13 protein-coding genes, 1 tRNA gene, 2 pseudogenes and 1 CRISPR repeat array are annotated in these 17,725 nt (G+C 68.0%); of the genes and pseudogenes, 10 read left to right on the forward strand and 6 right to left on the reverse strand.

The features are described 5' to 3' along the window. The first annotated feature begins 111 nt into the window (after positions 1-111). Complete coding sequence (locus tag LPU61_RS09650; RefSeq protein ID WP_229404719.1) at positions 112-903, forward strand: GntR family transcriptional regulator; 792 nt, start codon at positions 112-114, stop codon at positions 901-903. Next, a complete protein-coding gene (locus LPU61_RS09655) occupies positions 900-1,454 on the forward strand; it encodes a GCN5 family acetyltransferase (protein WP_229404720.1) in 555 nt (184 codons plus the stop codon). Before LPU61_RS09650 ends, LPU61_RS09655 begins: the two co-directional genes overlap by 4 nt. Positions 1,455-1,931: 477 nt before the next feature. On the opposite strand, the pseudogene LPU61_RS09660 reads toward LPU61_RS09655, so the two are convergent. Then, a pseudogene (locus LPU61_RS09660) lies at positions 1,932-3,175 on the reverse strand (IS256 family transposase). A 558-nt stretch (positions 3,176-3,733) separates the two neighbouring features. Here LPU61_RS09660 and LPU61_RS09665 point away from each other — a divergent pair. The 6 genes and pseudogenes from LPU61_RS09665 to LPU61_RS09685 form a co-directional block, all read left to right on the forward strand. After that, positions 3,734-4,930, forward strand: a complete 1,197-nt coding sequence (locus tag LPU61_RS09665) for a DNA cytosine methyltransferase (protein WP_229404721.1) — start codon at positions 3,734-3,736, stop codon at positions 4,928-4,930. A gap of 68 nt (positions 4,931-4,998) precedes the next feature. Next, positions 4,999-5,817, forward strand: coding sequence for a hypothetical protein (locus LPU61_RS09670; protein ID WP_229404722.1), 819 nt, complete (start codon positions 4,999-5,001; stop codon positions 5,815-5,817). An 84-nt stretch (positions 5,818-5,901) separates the two neighbouring features. Then, positions 5,902-7,086, forward strand: coding sequence for a DUF262 domain-containing protein (locus LPU61_RS09675; protein ID WP_229404723.1), 1,185 nt, complete (start codon positions 5,902-5,904; stop codon positions 7,084-7,086). Then, the gene (locus LPU61_RS09680; protein ID WP_229404724.1) at positions 7,083-7,727 is read left to right on the forward strand and encodes a hypothetical protein; all 645 of its coding nucleotides are present in this window, start codon (positions 7,083-7,085) and stop codon (positions 7,725-7,727) included. Before LPU61_RS09675 ends, LPU61_RS09680 begins: the two co-directional genes overlap by 4 nt. 133 nt (positions 7,728-7,860) lie before the next feature. Further along, positions 7,861-8,112 (forward strand): HNH endonuclease, encoded by a 252-nt coding sequence (locus LPU61_RS31845; RefSeq protein WP_374199647.1) that lies wholly within the window; start codon positions 7,861-7,863, stop codon positions 8,110-8,112. A gap of 154 nt (positions 8,113-8,266) precedes the next feature. After that, a pseudogene (locus tag LPU61_RS09685) lies at positions 8,267-8,902 on the forward strand (integrase); the annotation flags it as partial. A 669-nt stretch (positions 8,903-9,571) separates the two neighbouring features. Here the strand turns inward: LPU61_RS09685 and LPU61_RS09690 are convergent. Next, positions 9,572-9,655, reverse strand: a tRNA-Tyr gene (locus LPU61_RS09690). Between the two features lie 147 nt (positions 9,656-9,802). Between LPU61_RS09690 and LPU61_RS09695 the strand changes: the two genes are divergently transcribed. Both LPU61_RS09695 and LPU61_RS09700 read left to right on the forward strand, forming a co-directional pair. Beyond that, a complete protein-coding gene (locus LPU61_RS09695) occupies positions 9,803-10,297 on the forward strand; it encodes a YajQ family cyclic di-GMP-binding protein (protein ID WP_229404726.1) in 495 nt (164 codons plus the stop codon). A gap of 135 nt (positions 10,298-10,432) precedes the next feature. Continuing rightward, a CRISPR array of direct repeats spans positions 10,433-11,557; the repeat unit is 29 nt; unit sequence GGGATCACCCCCGCGTGCGCGGGGAACAG. A gap of 193 nt (positions 11,558-11,750) precedes the next feature. Beyond that, complete coding sequence (locus tag LPU61_RS09700; protein WP_229404727.1) at positions 11,751-12,086, forward strand: YnfA family protein; 336 nt, start codon at positions 11,751-11,753, stop codon at positions 12,084-12,086. Between the two features lie 69 nt (positions 12,087-12,155). On the opposite strand, the gene LPU61_RS09705 is transcribed toward LPU61_RS09700, so the two are convergent. From LPU61_RS09705 to LPU61_RS09720, 4 genes are all read right to left on the reverse strand, one after another. Beyond that, on the reverse strand, positions 12,156-13,415 hold the full coding sequence (locus LPU61_RS09705) for an MFS transporter (RefSeq protein WP_229404728.1): 1,260 nt from the start codon (positions 13,413-13,415) through the stop codon (positions 12,156-12,158). 178 nt (positions 13,416-13,593) lie between these two features. Continuing rightward, entirely contained in the window at positions 13,594-14,472 is an 879-nt protein-coding gene (gene htpX, locus LPU61_RS09710; RefSeq protein WP_043965448.1) for a zinc metalloprotease HtpX, read from the reverse strand. Between the two features lie 154 nt (positions 14,473-14,626). Further along, positions 14,627-16,120, reverse strand: coding sequence for an NADH-quinone oxidoreductase subunit N (locus tag LPU61_RS09715; protein ID WP_229404729.1), 1,494 nt, complete (start codon positions 16,118-16,120; stop codon positions 14,627-14,629). Further along, positions 16,117-17,622 carry a NuoM family protein gene (locus tag LPU61_RS09720; protein WP_229404730.1) on the reverse strand — a complete coding sequence of 502 codons (1,506 nt, stop codon included), beginning with the start codon at positions 17,620-17,622 and terminating at the stop codon, positions 16,117-16,119. Before LPU61_RS09720 ends, LPU61_RS09715 begins: the two co-directional genes overlap by 4 nt. Between the last annotated feature and the right edge of the window lie 103 nt (positions 17,623-17,725).

Consider the following 17,725-nt stretch of genomic DNA (forward strand, 5'->3'; position numbering starts at 1 on the left):
CGAGCCGTAGCCGTCAGTAACGTTGGATTCATACCAACCATTACAGGCGGGCAGGAGGCAGTCAAGGCATGCGGATAGATTGGTTGGTACGACATCAGGAGGGACTACGAGGTGGGCCAGCCGAAGTACCGCCAGATCGCCAGCGAGCTTCGGGGCCAGATCGTGTCCGGAACACTGCGCGAGGGCGACCGGCTCCCGACCGAGCCGCAGCTCCAGGACCAGTACGGCGTCTCGCGCAACACCGTCCGCGACGCCACCGCGCTGCTGGTGAACGAGGGCCTGGTGCAGAGGGTGCCCGGACGCGGCGGCGGCATGATCGTCCGAAGGAAGGTCACTCTGACGTTCCACGCCCATCGCGCCGAGATGCCCGCCCAGCCGATGGCCGAGACGGACGCGTGGCGCTCGGAGGTCGTGGCCCAGGGCTACGAGGCGTCGCAGGAGTTCAGCCTGACGATCCGGTCGCTGTCGCCCGACCTCGCCGAACGTCTCCACGTCGAGCCCGACTCGGTCGCGGTGCTGCGCCGATGCGTCCGGTATGTCAACGACCAGCCGTCCTCGTTACAGGACACCTACTACCCCATGGACCTCGCCGAGCAGATCCGCGAGCTGCTGTCGCCGAAGGACATCCCGCAGGGAACCACCAGGCTTCTGGCCGAACGGGGCCACCAGCAGACGGCCTACTACGACGAGTACGTCTCCCGGATGCCGACGCCCGAGGAGGCGAACCTGCTCGGCTTGCAGCCCGGCACAACGATCCTGCTGCACATCCGTACCGGCTACACCGAGCAGCGCCCCGTACGGGTGTCGTTCAACGTCTTCGCCGGCGACCGCAACCAGATCGTCACCACCCACGGAGACGTCAACGTCATCGCCAGGTTCCGCCCCGAGGAATCCCCCGAGTGATCATCACTCCGGCCCGGCTCCAGGACGTCGACGTCATCATGCAGTGGCGGCGCGAGCGGGTGGCGTGGCTCGCCGCCCGGGGCGAGGAACAGTGGTCCATCCCGCTGCCCCGCTCCGCCGTGGCGGCGACGGTATCCGCCGGACAGACGTGGCTAGCCTGGGGCGGCGACGACCCGATTGCCACCATCACCCTGACCGCATATGTCGACGTGGACGGCCTGTGGAAGCCGGACCGGGACCCCGAAGCGCTGTGGTACCCGGAAGACGACCCGGCCGACGCGTTGTACGCGGCGAAGATGATGATCCCGCTGGCCCACTCCGGCGTGGGCCTCGGCGGCGAACTGCTGGACTGGGCCGGCGGACGGGCCTATGACGCGGGACTGACCTGGCTACGGCTGGACGCCTGGACCACCAACCACGGACTGCACGACTACTACCGCCGGCAGGGTTTCCGGCATGTCCGCACCATCGAGTCCCGCGTCTCCGGCGCATGCTTCCAACGACCATCCCAGCCCTACCTCAACGGCCGACTGAAGACCGAGACGGCATGACCGACCGGATTTGCAGGGCGGGCGGCGTCCACGATCTTGTTCCGGTCAGCTTGGTTGAGCTGCCGCCTCTCGTGTCGGCCCGCCCCCTCAAGCTTCACCACGCGCCCCGCTGCGGGCAGCTCAGTCATCCGTCGCAGGATCCCCTGCTCGCGCTCGGATGAGCCCCTTTCCTGGGCTGGGCCGCTCAGGAAGCGCGCCCTTCGGTCGACGGACCGCAGCCCATGCCAGCCATCCAGCCATCGCGACGACAGAGACGATGATCAACAACGGAACCCACAGGTGAATGATCACGGCAACCAGGGCAGTGAAGACGTTCATGGAAGCCAGGATGCACCGACCGGATGGCGGACGGAAGCGAGACAATCATCATCCAAAGACGTCGCCGATCTCATCGTCTCGCCGCCCACGGGAGCAACCTCAAGGGTCACGTCCGCGCTGGTGGTGTAAGAGACGGCCATCGCGTGATCCGGTCTGATGCTATGCGGCGATCGGGGTGGGGTCGGGTTGGTCGGTGTCGTGTTGGCTGGTGTCGACGGTGATCAGGCGGGCTTTGGCCAGTAGTTCCAGGCCCATGTAGCGGCGTCCTTCGGTCCATTCATCGGTCTGCTCGGCCAGGACAGCACCGACGAGGCGGATGATCGCCGCCCGGTTCGGGAAGATCCCGACGACGTCGGTGCGCCGGCGGATCTCTTTGTTCAGGCGTTCTTGGGGGTTGTTCGACCAGATCTGACGCCAGATCTCGCGCGGGAAACTGGTGAACGCCAGGAGGTCGTCGCGGGCGGCGTCGAGGTGCTCGGCCGCGGTGGGGAACTTCGCTTCGATCGTCGCCACGACCCGCTGGAACTGGGCTCGGACGGCGTCGGCATCAGGCTGGTCGAAGATGGTGCGCACGAGGGTCGCGATCCACGGCTGCGCTGACTTCGGCACCTTCGTGAGCAGGTTGCGCAGGTAGTGGGTGCGGCATCGTTGCCAGGTGGTGCCGGGCAGGGCTGCGCCGATCGCGGCGACGAGGCCGCGGTGGGCGTCGGAGATGACCAGTTGGACGCCGGAGAGTCCGCGGGCGGTCAGGGATCGCAGGAACGCCAGCCAGCCGGCGCCGTCCTCGTCCGAGGCGACGTCGACGCCGAGGACTTCACGCTGGCCGTCGGCGTTGACCCCGACCGCGACCAGGGCGTGGACGTTGACGGTCCGGCCGTGTTCGCGGACCTTCATGGTCAGCGCGTCCATCCACACGAACGTGTAGTGGGCGGCGTCCAGGGGCCGGTTGCGGAACGCCTCGACCTGGGCGTCGAGGTGGGCGGCCATCTCCGAGACCTGCGACTTCGACAGCTGCCGGATCCCGAGCTGCTCGACCAGCTTCTCCACCCGCCGCGTCGAGACCCGAGCAGATAACTCGTGGCCACCACCGAGACCAGGGCCTGCTCGGCCCGTCGCCGATGCGTCAGCAGCCAGTCGGGGAAGTAGCTGCCCTGACGGAGCTTGGGGATCGCCAGGTCGATCGTTCCGGCGCGGGTGTCCCACTCCCGAGGCCGGTAGCCGTTGCGCGAGTTGACCCGCTCGTCGCTGCGTTGCCCGTAGCCGGCGCCGCAGATGGCATCCGCCTCGGCGGACATCACCGCCTGCGCGAACGTGCGGATCATCGCCTGCAACACATCCGGCGACGCGCCCTCAATCTGCTCGCGCAGCAGGTCAACAGGGTTCACACTCTCTGAAGCGGCCATCGCGCTCTCTCTTCCTTCTCTGACTTGGTCGTCTTGAAGGATCGACGCGATGGCCGTCTCTCATCTACGCAACACGCCCATCACGGGCAAGTCGTACACCACTCCCGTGGACGCAACACCTGGGGTCGGCGGACGCCCTAGCTGCACGACGCGTACGCGCAGCCTCGTCTCGCTCCCTGCGCTCCTCCTCTGTCAGGTGCCCACGCATGATGCGGATGCTGTCCGCAAGTCCCATCGACGCCCTCCTCAGGGATAGTAGTGAACCGCGATCGGCCAACACCACAGCATCCTCACGTTACGCCGAACCATTAGGCAACCGTGCGTCTCGACGGCTAGGCGGAGCCGCGCGATGCCGCTAGAAGCATGCCTTCGGCCTCCGACAAATCCATCGGCGGCGGGCGGCGATGGATTGACTGGCGGACCGGCCTGGCGGCTCTCGTCACCCCAGCAGCCCCACCAGGCCGAACCCCATGAGTAGCCGCGCGAACACCGTGCGCCAGCTCGAGTTTCCTGCCAGTTCCTTGTATCGTCGGCGAGTCGGTGGACATGGGGGGCGCTGTGCCAGGCACGTTTCGGGTAGCCGGTCTGTTCGCGGGCATCGGCGGGATCGAACTGGGCTTGCAGCACGCTGCGGGTGACCAGCTTGAGACGGTGCTGCTATGCGAGTCTTGGCTTCCGGCGCAGCAAGTGCTTCGAGCGCGCTTTCCGGACGTTGAGTTACATCCTGACGTCACAACGCTTCGAGACCTTCCTGAAAACCTCGATCTCGTGGCGGCTGGCTTCCCCTGCACCGACCTGTCCCAGGCCGGTAGGACAGCCGGCATTCGGGGCGAACAGTCAGGTCTCGTTGCCCACCTGTTCGAGATGCTGAGGTTGATCGAGTCACGAGGTGACCGACTTCCGTGGCTCTTGATCGAGAACGTCCCGAACATGCTTGCCCTCGATCGCGGCGAGGCGATGGCCTACTTGGTGAGACAACTCTCATCTCTGGGGTACCGGTGGGCCTATCGCGTCGTTGACTCTCGCTTCACAGGCGTGCCGCAGCGCAGGCGGCGGGTGCTACTGCTGGCGTCCCGGACTGAGGACCCACGGGCAGTGTTGTTTGCCGACGACACCGACGGCCTCGATGAGGGCGGTCTGCGGGAGGACGCGTTTGGCTTCTACTGGACCGAAGGCCGAACTGGCCTCGGCTGGGCCAAGGACGCGACCCCCACGTTCAAGGGAGGCTCTGCACTAGGGATCCCCTCGCCACCCGCTGTATGGCTGCCAGGCGGGGCGGAAGGTCGCAAGATCGTGGTTCCCTGCATCGACGATGGCGAAGCCCTCCAAGGCTTCGACCGTGGTTGGACACAGCCAGCCGACCTCGGCAGGCGCAACGGCCCTCGATGGAAGCTCGTTGGCAACGCCGTATCAGTTGGGGTCGCCGAGTGGGTCGGCGGAAGGCTCCTTTCACCCGGAACGTTCGTCAGCCCATCCACCCCTTGGACTCGTAGGGGTGCCTGGCCAACGGCAGCATGGGGCGACGGAGACAAGGTCTGGACCGTGGACGTCACGGAGTTTCCCCACCTCGCCTCTTACATCCACCTCAGGGACCTGCTCAGCATGGACAAGGCGCAGCCTCTGTCCCACCGCGCGGCCAGCGGCTTTTGGAGTCGCTTGCAGGCGACAAACCTCGGTCGACACTCGGGCTTCCGAGAGGATGTCGCCGAGCACGTCAGGGTGTCCGGCGGCTCAGCGCTGTCCATAGCCGTGTGACCCCAAGCTCGGCAGCGAGCCGATAGGGTCATCGGCACTATGGACGATGTTGAGCAAGGCAGGTCGATGTGAACGCCACGCCCCTCCGCGCGGCTCTGGACGCGGCAGAACCGAAACCTCCTTCGACCGGCGAACGTGAGGACAAGAAGAATTACGCCCAGCGGTTGTCTAATCAGCTGGCGATTGTCCTGGCGAATGCCCTACGCATGAAGTACCCGGCGATCACGCCGACAGCGGACGGCCGACAACAGGAGTCACGCGTTGGTGTCGACAACGGCATGAAGCGCTTGGATGTTAAGGTGACAGATCCGACGCTTGGTCTGCTCCTTAACGTGTCGGTCAAGACCTACAGTTTTCAGGATTATGGCCGCTCGAAGAAGCTGGGCCGCTGGACAAAAAACATAGTTCGCAACGACCATGAGCTTCGCAGCGAGGCTATGGTCTTACATCAACGACAGCCCTACTCTGTCCTCGTTGCAGTCTTGTTCGAGCCATTCGCCACCTGCGATGACGGCAACGCCAGCAGTAAGAGCGATGTCAACAAGTCATCCTTCGCGCATCACGTCGCTACGCTGTCTAAACGAAGCGGGCGCGGCAAGCGCCCGGTATACGGGACGGCAGAGCGAGCCTGGGTTGACTTTGGTGCAGAGGATCCCCGCTACGAGCTGTTCGAGAGGGTCTTTATCGGCCTTTACGAGACAGACGGAGAGAATCGAGGAGCGGTTAGATTCTTCGATGCAGAGAGGCCCCCTCCACGTAACGGGCGACCGCTGGAAAGGGATACACTATCAATGGAAGAGTTCGTCTCTGAGGTAGACCAAGAGGTCCGACGACGCAACAGACTCGCGCCGACATGGGCAGAGACTGTGTCCACTGAAGAGGAATGAGCAACTCGTAGCCGACTTCCGGCATGAACGCCGGAGTCCATAGCGGTCCTCGGTAATTGGATTCATACGCGAAAAGGTGCTGTTGTGTCGGATGTGGATTGGGCCCCTGAAGTTATCGACATCGAGCGTGCTAGCTACTCGGTTGCCGAATTCATCGAGTGGTTCGAGCAGCAACGGATCGTCCTTAGCCCTGACTTCCAGCGAGGGGAAGTCTGGAGGAGTCCGGCGAAGTCTTTTCTTATCGATACGATCCTTCGTGGCTATCCCATTCCGCCGATCCACATGCGCTTCAAACTCGATCGCGGCAAGGTCATGCGCGAAGTCATCGACGGCCAACAGCGGTTGACTGCCGTAATCCAGTTCTACAACGGCACGTTCGCTTTACCGAAGGGTGCAGCGGCTTCAGGATCTGCCACCGCCCCATGGGCTGGCTTAAAGTATTCACAACTCCCCAACGAGCTTCAAGAACGTTTCTTGACGTACACGTTCAGATGCGAGGTTTACAGGGGAAGCATTTCAGATAACTTAGTACAGGAAATATTCTCCCGCATCAATATTCATAGTGTCCCGCTAAGCGACCAAGAGTTGAGAAACGGTAAGTATTTCGGCGAGTTTAAGCAAGCCGCCTACTCCTTGGCGAAGGAGTATAACGAGTTCTGGAAGGCCGCGAGCCTGTTCTCCACTCAAGCCTTGGCGCGAATGCTTGCCGACCAGTTCGTATCAGAGGTTCTGATCATGCAGCTGGCGGGCATGCAGGACAAGAAGTCCAGCATCAACTCGTTCTACGCGCGGTACGACAGCAACTGGGACGAGCGCCTTGAACACGAGAGAAGATTTAGGCGCACCATGGAGACGATCAGGTCCGTGGCAGGGGAAACGATTAAGCAGTCTAAATTTCGGCGTGTTCCCCTCTTCTACACGCTCTACGCGGTGGTCTATCACCGCCTTTATGGGCTTGAGAACCAGCGGATCCCCGAGAACATGGCCGCATTGCCCCCCACTCCCCGTGAACCGCTTAGCGACGAGCGGTCTAACGCCTTGAGAAACAGTATTGAAGTCCTGTCAGATGTTCTCGGTAAGAACGACGATGACGAATCGAGCTCCGATGCGGCTTCTGATGCCCCAGCGGACCATCGAGAAGATACTCAAGGTGGGGATGCTGTCATCGAGAATTTCATCGTCGCTTCGAGTCAGCAAACCGACAACATTCGACCCCGATTGACGCGCTTCCACAGCCTCTGGGAGCACGCAGGGCTATCTGATCGGTGAGGGCCGTCTCAGCCGAGAAAGAGTTCACGCCGCACGCTATCGACGCTTTTGAACAGGCTGCGTCTCACCATGGCGGGCGGATCGACAGCCAATGCATCGGATGCCAAGTGGCGGCGGAAGGTGCCTTCGCCTCGACGATGCGCCGGTGGGAATGGTTTGTCTATGAGCTTATGGTCGACCTCATGAGCGGCAGGCAAACAACACACCGCAATGGATCCTGCGTCAGGAACCACGTACATCAAAGCCGCTCAGTAGCAGAGCAGCAACTTCTCCGCGTCCGCTTCAATCCGTATACCGGCGCGGTGAGCCTGAAACCCAATCCAGGCAACTACATTCTGCTACATAATCCGGCCATGGTGTCGGCCGTCGCATCCTACTGGCTACAAAACAGCTCCATAGAAACGGTCTTCTCAGGATACCGCCAGGACATCGAGCGGATTCTGCATGTTCGACATGGCATAGCTCACGGTACGTCACACGCAGGAAGTCAATGCCAAGCAGCACTGCTCATCTACGACCCACTGACCCCATACCAAACGGTAGGCCAGTTTTTGACTGCGCGCACTGGGGATGGTGTAACTACTTGGCTTGAACACCTACTAAGCCTTCTAGTGCAGTGGGCAGCTGAACTGTCGCCGTGAAGCTCGGTCGGACGGGAGGCTAGGCGGGAAGGCGTGCCAGTCGATTGCGATGCACAAATGACGTGCGGGCGGTGGCGCAGCCCATGGCAGTTGCGCCACGGTCCCCTTTACCACCGGTTACTTTTCTGCGGCGATCGACGCGGCGCACCTCTACCGCTATTGCGACACGGGCCACCACGACCCGAACGGCGGCCTCCTCCTCCGCCGAGACCGGCACTCCCTGTTCGACCGATTCCTCTTGGCCATCGACCCCACGGCCTGGATAGTCCGCGTCGCGCCCTCACTGGCAGCCTTCCCCGACCTCGCAAGGCTCGAAGGAACCCTCCTCGCCATCGCCACCCACACCCGCCCCAACCCCGACTACCTCAGCGCACACCTCGCCTAGGCAACAGATGTTTGGCAACGACAGAAAAGTAGCGCCTAGAGAACGGTGCTTAAAGGGCAGTCAGCTTATTGGCTACGAGCGTCTGACATCGAGTGCTGGACACGTCGAACTAGAGCCCCATAGGCCTTTCGCGGCCGGGTCGAGGGAGTGGGGCGCCGTTCCCGAGTTGGAAGCGTTCTTCGGATGCATGTACTACGCCGCGCTGCGGCCCGAGGAAGTGCTTCACCTACGGGAGGACGAGTACGAGCGGCCCGCGCAGCAAGGGGGGTGGGGCGTGCTGCGCCTGACCGGCTCGACGGTGGCCGTCGGCCGGGACTGGGGCGACGGGAACGACACCACCGAGGATCGCGGGTTGAAGCACCGGGCGAAGAGCGCCACGCGGAACATGCCGGTACCGCCGCCGCTCGTGCGGCTGCTCGATCACCACATCAAGGAGTACCCGCCCGGAGTGAACGGCAAGCTATTCGTCACCCGACGCGGCCCCGGCGGACGGTACGTGCCCACCGCCGGCCAACCGATCCCGAACAACACCTACGGGAAGGCGTGGCGAGACGCACGGGCAAAGGTGCTCGCGCCTGCGCAGCAGCGCTCACCGTTGGCCCGGCGTCCCTACGACCTACGGCACGCCGCCGTGTCGCTCTGGCTCAACGCCGGAGTACCAGCTACCCAGGTCGCCGAGTGGGCCGGACACAGCGTGCACGTCCTTATGCGGGTCTACGCAAAGTGCGTCTACGGCCAGGAAGAGGCGGCGCGCCGCCGCATCGAAGCAGCGTTGCAAGAAAACCTATGACAGGTGTCCCAAATCACAACTGCGCACAAGTCACTCAGAGTTCCGTCGGTCCAGCCATGCACCCCACTGCGCTACGGCAGCGATCAAGCCTCTGAGCAGGAAAAACGGATGATTCGACGCTGATTCTCAATTAACACAAAACACTTTCCGTTACAGCCATTGCGGCCATAGATTGGCCTATGGCCGACCATCTCTTGCATAGACCAATCTATGCAAGCCCGCACTTGCGCCTGCCGTGCGAAACCGCTGAAATCAGGGCAGCGAAGCGGAGAGGCAGCTCGCACGATACGAAAAAGCGGCACCCGGATGCACCCGGATGCCGCCGCGGCTCTTTGCTTCAGCATGCCCTTCAGAGGACTCAGAGCAAGGAGGCCACGTGCCGAAGTTAGCAAGACCGGCTACCGCCGGCAATACGCACGGTCGCAGGAACGAGAGACGGCGCACCCACCCGCATGACTGGATGAAGTCACTGCCAGGTGTGTTCACCGGCATCGCCATGGTCATCGGGGCCGTCACAGGGCTCCTGCGACTGTTCCTCTAGCCGCGCCACGCGCCGATACGCATGCGACGCGACGAACGAGATTAAGTGGTCGCCAGCGAGACTGAGCGGGACTCACGAGAAGGGCCCCTGACCAGGGTTCGTGCTGGTCAGGGGCCCTTCTGTGCACCTGGTGGCGGGTAGAGGATTCGAACCTCTGTAGCTTTCGCGACGGATTTACAGTCCGCTCCCATTGGCCGCTCGGGCAACCCGCCAGGGCGTCACCGCCGCACCGGAGCGCGGCAGCGGAGCCAAGGATAGCGGTTGCTCCCGGGGCGAGCGCAACCGGGTACCGTCAGGGGGTCGTGCCGCTGGTTGGCGGCGCGTACGTGCACTGACCGCCGGACAGCAGGAGCATCAGCATGGCAGCGAACCCGTCGTTCGACATCGTGAGCAAGGTCGACCGGCAGGAGGTCGACAACGCCCTCCGCCAGGCGGAGAAGGAGCTCTCGACGCGGTTCGACTTCCGGGGCACCGGCGCGGAGGTCTCCTGGTCGGGCGAGGAGGCGATCAGCCTCCAGGCGGAGACCGAGGAGCGGGTCCGGGCCGCCCTGGACGTCCTGAAGGAGAAGCTGGTCAAGCGGAACATCTCGCTGAAGTCCCTGGACGCGGGCGAGCCGCGGCCCTCGGGCAAGATCTTCAAGATCGACGCCAAGGTGGTCCAGGGCATCGACTCGGACAAGGCCAAGGCGATCAGCAAGAAGATCCGCGACGAGGGCCCGAAGGGCGTCCAGGCGCAGATCCAGGGCGACCAGCTCCGGGTCACCGGCAAGAAGAAGGACGAACTCCAGGCCGTCATCGCCCTGCTCAAGGGCGAGGACTTCGGCATCGCCCTTCAGTTCACCAACTACCGCTAAGGGCTCAGTCGGGCCCCTGGGTGGGCAGCGAGGCACGCTGTGTGAGCTGGGCGAACCTGGGCGACTTTGGTCGTCGTTGGTCGCCCTCGTCCGGCCTTTGACGGCCTGTGGACGGCCTGGCTCCCGCTACCGGCTGGGATCACCCCACGTGCGCAGGGAACAGTGGCGGCGCATCTGCATCTCGGACGGGCAGCCCGGATCACCCCGCGTGCGCGGGGAACAGATGCAGCTCAACGGCCAACCAGGCGGAGAGCCGGGGATCACCCCCGCATGCGCGGGGAACAGCTCACGACGTGTGGCCCGGCTCGACCCGTGTCGGGATCACCCCCGCGTGCGCGGGGAACAGTCGCACTTGCGGTCGCCCGACCCGTCCTCGTCGGGATCACCCCCGCGTGCGCGGGGAACAGTCGAACACTGGGTGGTTGCTGAGCCGGGAGCCGGGATCACCCCCGCGTGCGCGGGGAACAGCCGGACCAGATCCCGGCCGAGTGGCTAGACCGCGGATCACCCCCGCGTGCGCGGGGAACAGTAGGACTGGACACAGCCGCCCGTGACAACTAAGGGATCACCCCGCGTGCGCGGGGAACAGCTTCTCCTTGGCCATGTCGGCCCGTCCTCTCGGGGATCACCCCCGCGTGCGCGGGGAACAGTGACGGTCGAGGCGTCATGGCGCAGGACCACCGGGATCACCCCCGCGTGCGCGGGGAACAGTCGGTCAGATTGCGGGGTGCCTCGTAGTCGGTGGGATCACCCCCGCGTGCGCGGGGAACAGGCCGGCTACGTCGGCGCGGTCTACGTCCCGAAGGGATCACCCCCGCGTGCGCGGGGAACAGCAGATTTCCCGGTACCAGATCACGTATTTGACGGGATCACCCCCGCGTGCGCGGGGAACAGGCCGTCGACCACGCCTCGAACCGCTCGGCGATGGGATCACCCCCGCGTGCGCGGGGAACAGGAGGTCCGCGTCGTCGTCGAGGTCGTCGCCGTGGGATCACCCCCGCGTGCGCGGGGAACAGGGGCCGTCCGCGTGCCGCGCGCCGGGTGGCCAGGGATCACCCCCGCGTGCGCGGGGAACAGATCATCGGCCCGTGGCAGGCACCGGCCGACCAGGGATCACCCCCGCGTGCGCGGGGAACAGGCGATGACGGTTTGTTCGGTGCCGCGCTGCCCGGGATCACCCCCGCGTGCGCGGGGAACAGACGAACGGGGTGGCGTCGGCGATGGTGCCCTTGGGATCACCCCCGCGTGCGCGGGGAACAGACTTCTTGACCTGGACCGCTAAAGATCAACAGCGCCGATTTCATTCACTTGCCCGACCAAGATCCCTCCGCCCGTGCCGCCCGGTTGCTGGTGACAAGGTACCGCTGACTCGCCGCGCTTGGCGCGCACCGCGCCTCCGCTCCTGCCATCCCGTCCACCGCTGACGAGGGGCCCTACGGCTACGGTCTGACGCATGACGGTCGCCCGCTCGATCCTGCTGTTCCTGCTCGCCGCCCTCGCCGAGATCGGCGGGACCTGGCTGGTATGGCAGGGCTGGCGGGAGCACCGGGGGCTGCTCTGGATCGCGGGCGGCGTGGTCGCGCTCGGGCTCTACGGCTTCGTCGCCACGTTCCAGCCCGACGCGAACTTCGGCCGCATCCTCGCCGCCTACGGCGGCGTGTTCGTCGCCGGGTCGCTCGCGTGGGGCATGGTCGTCGACAAGTTCCGGCCCGACCGCTACGACGTCGTCGGCGCGGCCATCTGCCTGGTCGGGGTCGCCGTCATCATGTACGCGCCGCGCAGCGGCTGAGCAGCCCCACGCCGCGCCGAGGGGCCCGAGCAGCAGGCCGCCGACGAGGAGCCCCGAGCGGCAGCCCGCTCAGGCGGCGAGGGTCTGCTCGACGCGTACCGCCGTGGCCTCGGCGCGGGCGATGGGGCCGGCGGGCAGCGCGGCGACGGCGGCCCCGACGGCGACGGCCGACCCGGCGAAGACGAACGCCCACGGCACGCCGCCCGCGTGGTCGATGATCAGCCCGGCCACCGCGCCTCCGGCGGCGCTGGACGCGACCATGATGGTCACCGCCCAGGTGTACGCCTCGTTCAGCATGCCGGCCGGGGCGATCCGCCCGACGAGGGTGTTCTCCAGGGTGAGCGCGGGGGCGATGGCGGCCCCGCCGACGACCAGCGCGACGCCGAGGGCGAGCGGGCCGGGCATCACCGCGTACACGGCGAAGGTGGCGGCGACGGCGGCGAGCAGCCAGGCGAACTGGCGGGTCATGTTGGCCGCGGGCTTGCGGACGCCGAACCAGAAGCCGGCGGCGGCGCTGCCGAGGCCCCAGACCGCGAGCAGGACGCCGGCCAGGCTCTCCGGGTCGTCGGTGGGCTGGTTTCCGGCGAACGCCGGGACGATGACCCCGGCGGCCCCGAACGCGATGCCGAGGCCGGCGATGCAGAGCAGCAGGGCGGGGAAGCCGCCGACGCGCAGCGGGCCGAGCCCCCGCGCGTGGTGCTCCTTCGGGTGGGGACGCCAGCCGCGCATGACCCGGCCGAGCGCCACGGCGACGGTGCCGACGAGGGTGACCACGGCCGCGCCGACCAGGGCGGCTGCCGCGTCGGCGATCAGGACGAACGCGGCCACCAGCAGCGGGCCGAGCACGAAGACGACTTCGAGGAGCGCGGTCTCCGCGCCGAGGGCGGTGTTGCGCAGGTGGTACCGGCCGGTGGCGGGGCTGGTGAGGTCGTTCCACGCGCCGCGCAGCGCGGCGGTCAGCGGCGGATACGTGGCTCCGGCCACCCCGGCGGCGAGGTAGATCAGGGCGATGCTGGCGCCGTCGGCGCGGCTGGCCCAGAGCAGCCCGCCGAGCGCGAGTGGGTGGGCGACGGCGGTGGCCAGCAGCACGGGGGTGGGGCCGACCCGGTCGGCGACGCGGCCGGCGACGGGGCTGAGCGCGGCCCCGGCGAGGGCGTAGATGCCACCGGCGACGGCGGCGAGGGAGTAGCGCCCGGTGACCTGTTGCACGACGAGCAGCAGCGCCAGCGGCGTCATGCCGATCCCGAGCCGGCCGATGACGCCGAGGACGAGCAGCATCGGCGCGCCGGGGATCCGCCATACGCCCAGGTACTGGCGCAGTGCGGCCACTGGAACCTCCAGGGTGCAACGAAAGGATGTAACGACAGATGTAACGAGCCGGAAACGTTCCGACCCTAACGCCGCAGCTGGTGGGAGTGAACTCGTTATGGTGCGCGTCTCGCCGCGTACCAGACGAAACGCCCGCGCCCGGTCGGACCGGGCGCGGGCGGGATCGGGTCGGGACGGGTCAGCGCTGGAACTGCACGGGGCCGGCGCTGGCGGCCATCCGCTCCAGCCGGGCGACCCGCTCCTCCATCCGGGGGTGGGTGGAGAAGAGCGCGGCGATGCCGCCGCCCCGCTTGAACGGGTTGTCGATCATCAGGTGGGCGGTGCTGGTGAGCTGCCCCTGGGCCGGCAGCGGCCGGGCCTGGGTGCCCAGGTGGATCTTCCGCAGGGCGCTGGCCAGGGCCAGCGGGTCCCGGGTGAGCCGGGCCCCCGACTCGTCGGCCTGGAACTCGCGGCTGCGGCTGATCGCGAGCTGGATCACGGTGGCCGCGAGCGGGCCGAGGATCAGGGTGAGCAGCAGCACGACCGGGTTGGGGGCGTCCTCGTCGTCGCCGCCGCCGAGCGGGATGAACCAGGCGATGTTGGCCAGCATGGTGATGATGCCGGCGAGGCCGGCGGCGACGCTGGAGATGAGGATGTCCCGGTTGTAGACGTGCGACAGCTCGTGCCCGATCACGCCCCGCAGCTCCCGGTAGTCGAGGATCTCGGTGATCCCCTGCGTGACGCAGACCGCCGCGTTGGCCGGGTTGCGGCCCGTGGCGAACGCGTTGGGCTGGGAGGTGGGGCTGACGTAGAGCCTGGGCATCGGCTGCCGTGCCTCGGTGGCCAGCTCGCGGACCATCCGGTACAGCTCGGGGAACTGTGCCTCGCTGACCGGTTGCGCCCGCATCGAGCGCAGGGCGAGCTTGTCGGAGTAGAAGTAGGTCACGCCGTTCATCACCAACGAGACGACGACGGCGACGACGAGCCCGCCGCTGCCACCGAACCAGTAGCCGACCGCGAGGATCAGCGAGGTCAGCAGGCCGAGCAGCGCTGCGGTCTTCAGACGGTTGTGATGCACGATCGCTCCTTCGGTGCGCGGACCGCGCGGGATCCGCTGACCGGTACAACACCTCGGTACCCGCCAACCATCCGTCTCATGACTGTGAGTTGCCTGGGATCGACCTGCGGAAACACTGAGGTCGGGGGCGGCTCGGCGACCGCTCAGGGGCCGCTCAGCGGGCGGCGAGGTCCAGCACGAGCTGCGGGGCGAAGCCGACGGCCACGGCGACCAGGGTGGCCACGGCGAGGGTGCCGAGCACCGCCCAGGCGGGCCGGGTGCCGGCGGTGCCCCCAGCCTCGGCGGAATGGGCAGAGTCGGCGGGCGGAGCGTAGAGGGTGGCGGCGAGGCGGAGGTAGTAGGCCAGGCCGATCACCGCGTTGACCGCCACCACCAGCGCCAGCCAGCCCGCGCCGCCGTCCAGCAGCGCCCGCACCACGGTCACCTTGGCGAACAGGCCGGCCAGCCCCGGCGGGAGCCCGGCCAGCCCGACCAGGGCCAGCGCGAACGCCGCCGCCACCCAGGGCCGCCGCCGGGCCGCGCCGCGCAGGTCGGCGAGGCTGCCGCCGTCGGCGCCGGCCGGGCGCAGGGCCACCAGCGCCGCGAAGGCGGCCAGCTCCAGGACCACGAAGAACACGGCGTACGCCACGGCGGCGGCGTACGCGGCGGCGCGGGCGTCGGCGGTGCGCCCGGCGGCCAGCGCGAGCGCGCCCAGCGGGGCGAGGATGTAGCCGGCCTGGGCCACCGACGACCAGGCGAGCAGCCGCACGGTGCGGCGCTGGCGCAGCGCCACGAGGTTGCCCACGGTCATGGTGAGCACGGCGAGCCCGGCCAGCACCGGGCCGGTCACCTCGGCCGGCAGCGCCCGCTGGACGACCGCGAGCAGGGCCACCACGCCGCCCAGCTTCGACGCGGTCGACAGGTACGCGGCCACGGGCAGCGGCGCGCCGTCGTAGGTGGCCGGGGCCCAGGCGTGGAACGGCACGGCGGCCACCTTGAACGCCAGCCCGAGCAGCACCAGCGCCACCGCCGCCGTGGTCAGCGGCACGTCCAGCAGGTCGGGGCGCTCCGCGAGCAGCGCGCCGACCCGGTCGAGGTGCAGGCCGCCGGTGACCGCGTAGAGCAGGGCCGCGCCGAGCAGGGTGACGGTGGTGGCGACCACGCTCACCACGAAGAACGTGACCGCCGCCTCGGCGGAGGCGAGGCTGCCCCGGCGCAGGCCGACGAGCACGTACAGCGGGAGGGTCAGCGTCTCCAGCGCCACGATCAGGGTGATCAGGTCGCCGGCCGCGCCGAGCACCACGCCGCCGGTCATCGAGCAGGCGAGCAGGAAGCAGTATTCGCCGACGGGCGACTGCCCGGCGCGCAGCGCCGGCCCGGACAGGGCCAGCACCCCGAGGGTGAGCAGCGCGAACAGGGCCCCGACGAGGGCGGCCCGGCCGCCGTAGACGTACGAGCAGTCGGCAGAAACGCAGAAGGTGGCGCGCGGCCCGCCCGCCCCGACGACCGCGCTGCCCAGCGCGGTGGCGACCGCACCGGCGGCGGCCACGGCGACCGTCGCGGCGGCGCGGGCCACCAGCAGGTCGGCCAGCAGCACCAGGACGGCGGTGCCGGCGGCCAGGTACGCCGGGAGCAGCGCCACGTTGTCGACGCTCTGCACGAGGCTCATTTGAGCACCCCCACGAGGGCCGCCACCGGGTCGGCGGCGACGCCGAGGACCAGGGTGGGGGCGAGGCCGACGGCGAGGGCGAGCAGCACCAGCGGGGCCCAGGCCGTCCACTCGGCGGCGGCGAGGCCGGGGCCGATCCGGCCGACCGCCGGGCTGGCCGGGCCGTGGGTGACGCGGCGCAGCAGCCGCAGCAGGTACGCGGTGGTCAGCGCCCCGCCGACGGCGGCGAGCACGCCGAGGGTGGTCCACAGCGGGCCGCCCCGCCCGATGGCGGCGACCACGGCGAACGCCTCGCCCCAGAACCCGGCGAGGCCGGGCAGGCCCAGCGAGGCGACGGCGGCGAAGCCGAGCAGGCCGGCGAGGCGGGGCGCGGTCTCCCGCAGCCCGGACAGCTCGGCCAGCGCCCCGGTGTGCGCGCGGTCCTTGATCGCCCCGGCGAGGAAGAACAGCAGGCCGGTGATCACCCCGTGCGCGACGTTGCCGATCAGGGCGGCCTGGAGGCCGGTGGCGGTGAGCGTGGCCACCCCGAGCAGCACGAACCCCATGTGCCCGACGCTGGAGTAGGCGATGAGCCGCTTCAGCTCGCCCTGGGCGAGGCAGACCAGCGAGCCGACGATGATGGCGGCGACGGCGAGCACCCCGAGCACCGGGGCCGCCCAGCGGGCCCCCTCCGGGGCCACCCCGACGGCGACGCGGATCAGCCCGTACGTGCCCATCTTGAGCAGCACCCCGGCGAGGATCACGCTGCCGACGGTGGGTGCCTGGGTGTGCGCGTCGGGCAGCCAGGAGTGCAGCGGCCACAGCGGGCTCTTCACCGCGAACGCGAGCCCCAGCAGGGTGAACGCGGCGAGCTGGGTGCCCCGCGACAGCCCCGTGCCGCCGGTGAGCGCGAGGAGGTCGGCGGTGCCGGCGGCGGCCACTACCACGTAGACGCCGACGAGCAGCAGCACCGAGCCGAGCAGCGTGTAGAGGGCGAACTTGGCCGCCGCCCGCCGCCGGTCGGCCCCGCCCCAGCCGGCGATGATCGCGTACATCGGCAGGAGGACGACCTCGAAGAACACGAAGAACAGGACCAGGTCGAGGGCGAGGAAGGTGCCGAGGATGCCGACCTCGACGACCAGCAGCAACGCGACGAGGGCCCGGCCGCTGCCGCCGCCGTCGGGCACCTTCCACAGGGTGTACGCGCAGCAGAGCAACGTGAGCAGCGCGGTCAGCACGACCAGCGGGTAGGAGATGCCGTCCACGCCCAGGTGGAAGCGCAGGTCGAGGGCGGGCACCCAGGGCAGGTCGAGCCGGTGCCAGGGGCGCACCGCCGGGTTTATCCCGTAGGCCGTCCAGCTGCGGTCGCCGATGGCCAGGGGAAGGGTGGCCAGCAGGGTCAGCCCGGCCGCCACCGTGCCGACGACGCGGGCCGCCCGGTCACCGGGCAGCAGCGCGACCACGGCCGCGCCGACGGCCGGGACGGCCAGCGCCGCGACGAGCAGGACCTGTCCGAGGCTCATCCGGCTCCCCCGATCGCCGCCACGCGACGCACCTCGATCGCCGCCACGCGACGCACCTCGATCGCCGCCACGCGACGCACCTCGATCGCCGCCACGCGACGCA

The sequence above is a fragment of the Micromonospora sp. NBRC 110038 genome (assembly GCF_020884815.1).
GTDB classification, from domain to species: domain Bacteria; phylum Actinomycetota; class Actinomycetes; order Mycobacteriales; family Micromonosporaceae; genus Micromonospora; species Micromonospora haikouensis.

Excerpts from the sequence above, each read along its gene's own strand:
- LPU61_RS09695 (WP_229404726.1), top strand. The coding sequence starts at position 9,803 with ATGGCAGCGAACCCGTCGTTCGACATCGTGAGCAAGGTCGACCGGCAG.
- LPU61_RS09700 (WP_229404727.1), top strand. The coding sequence starts at position 11,751 with ATGACGGTCGCCCGCTCGATCCTGCTGTTCCTGCTCGCCGCCCTCGCC.
- LPU61_RS09715 (WP_229404729.1), bottom strand. The coding sequence starts at position 16,120 with ATGAGCCTCGTGCAGAGCGTCGACAACGTGGCGCTGCTCCCGGCGTAC.
- LPU61_RS09720 (WP_229404730.1), bottom strand. The coding sequence starts at position 17,622 with ATGAGCCTCGGACAGGTCCTGCTCGTCGCGGCGCTGGCCGTCCCGGCC.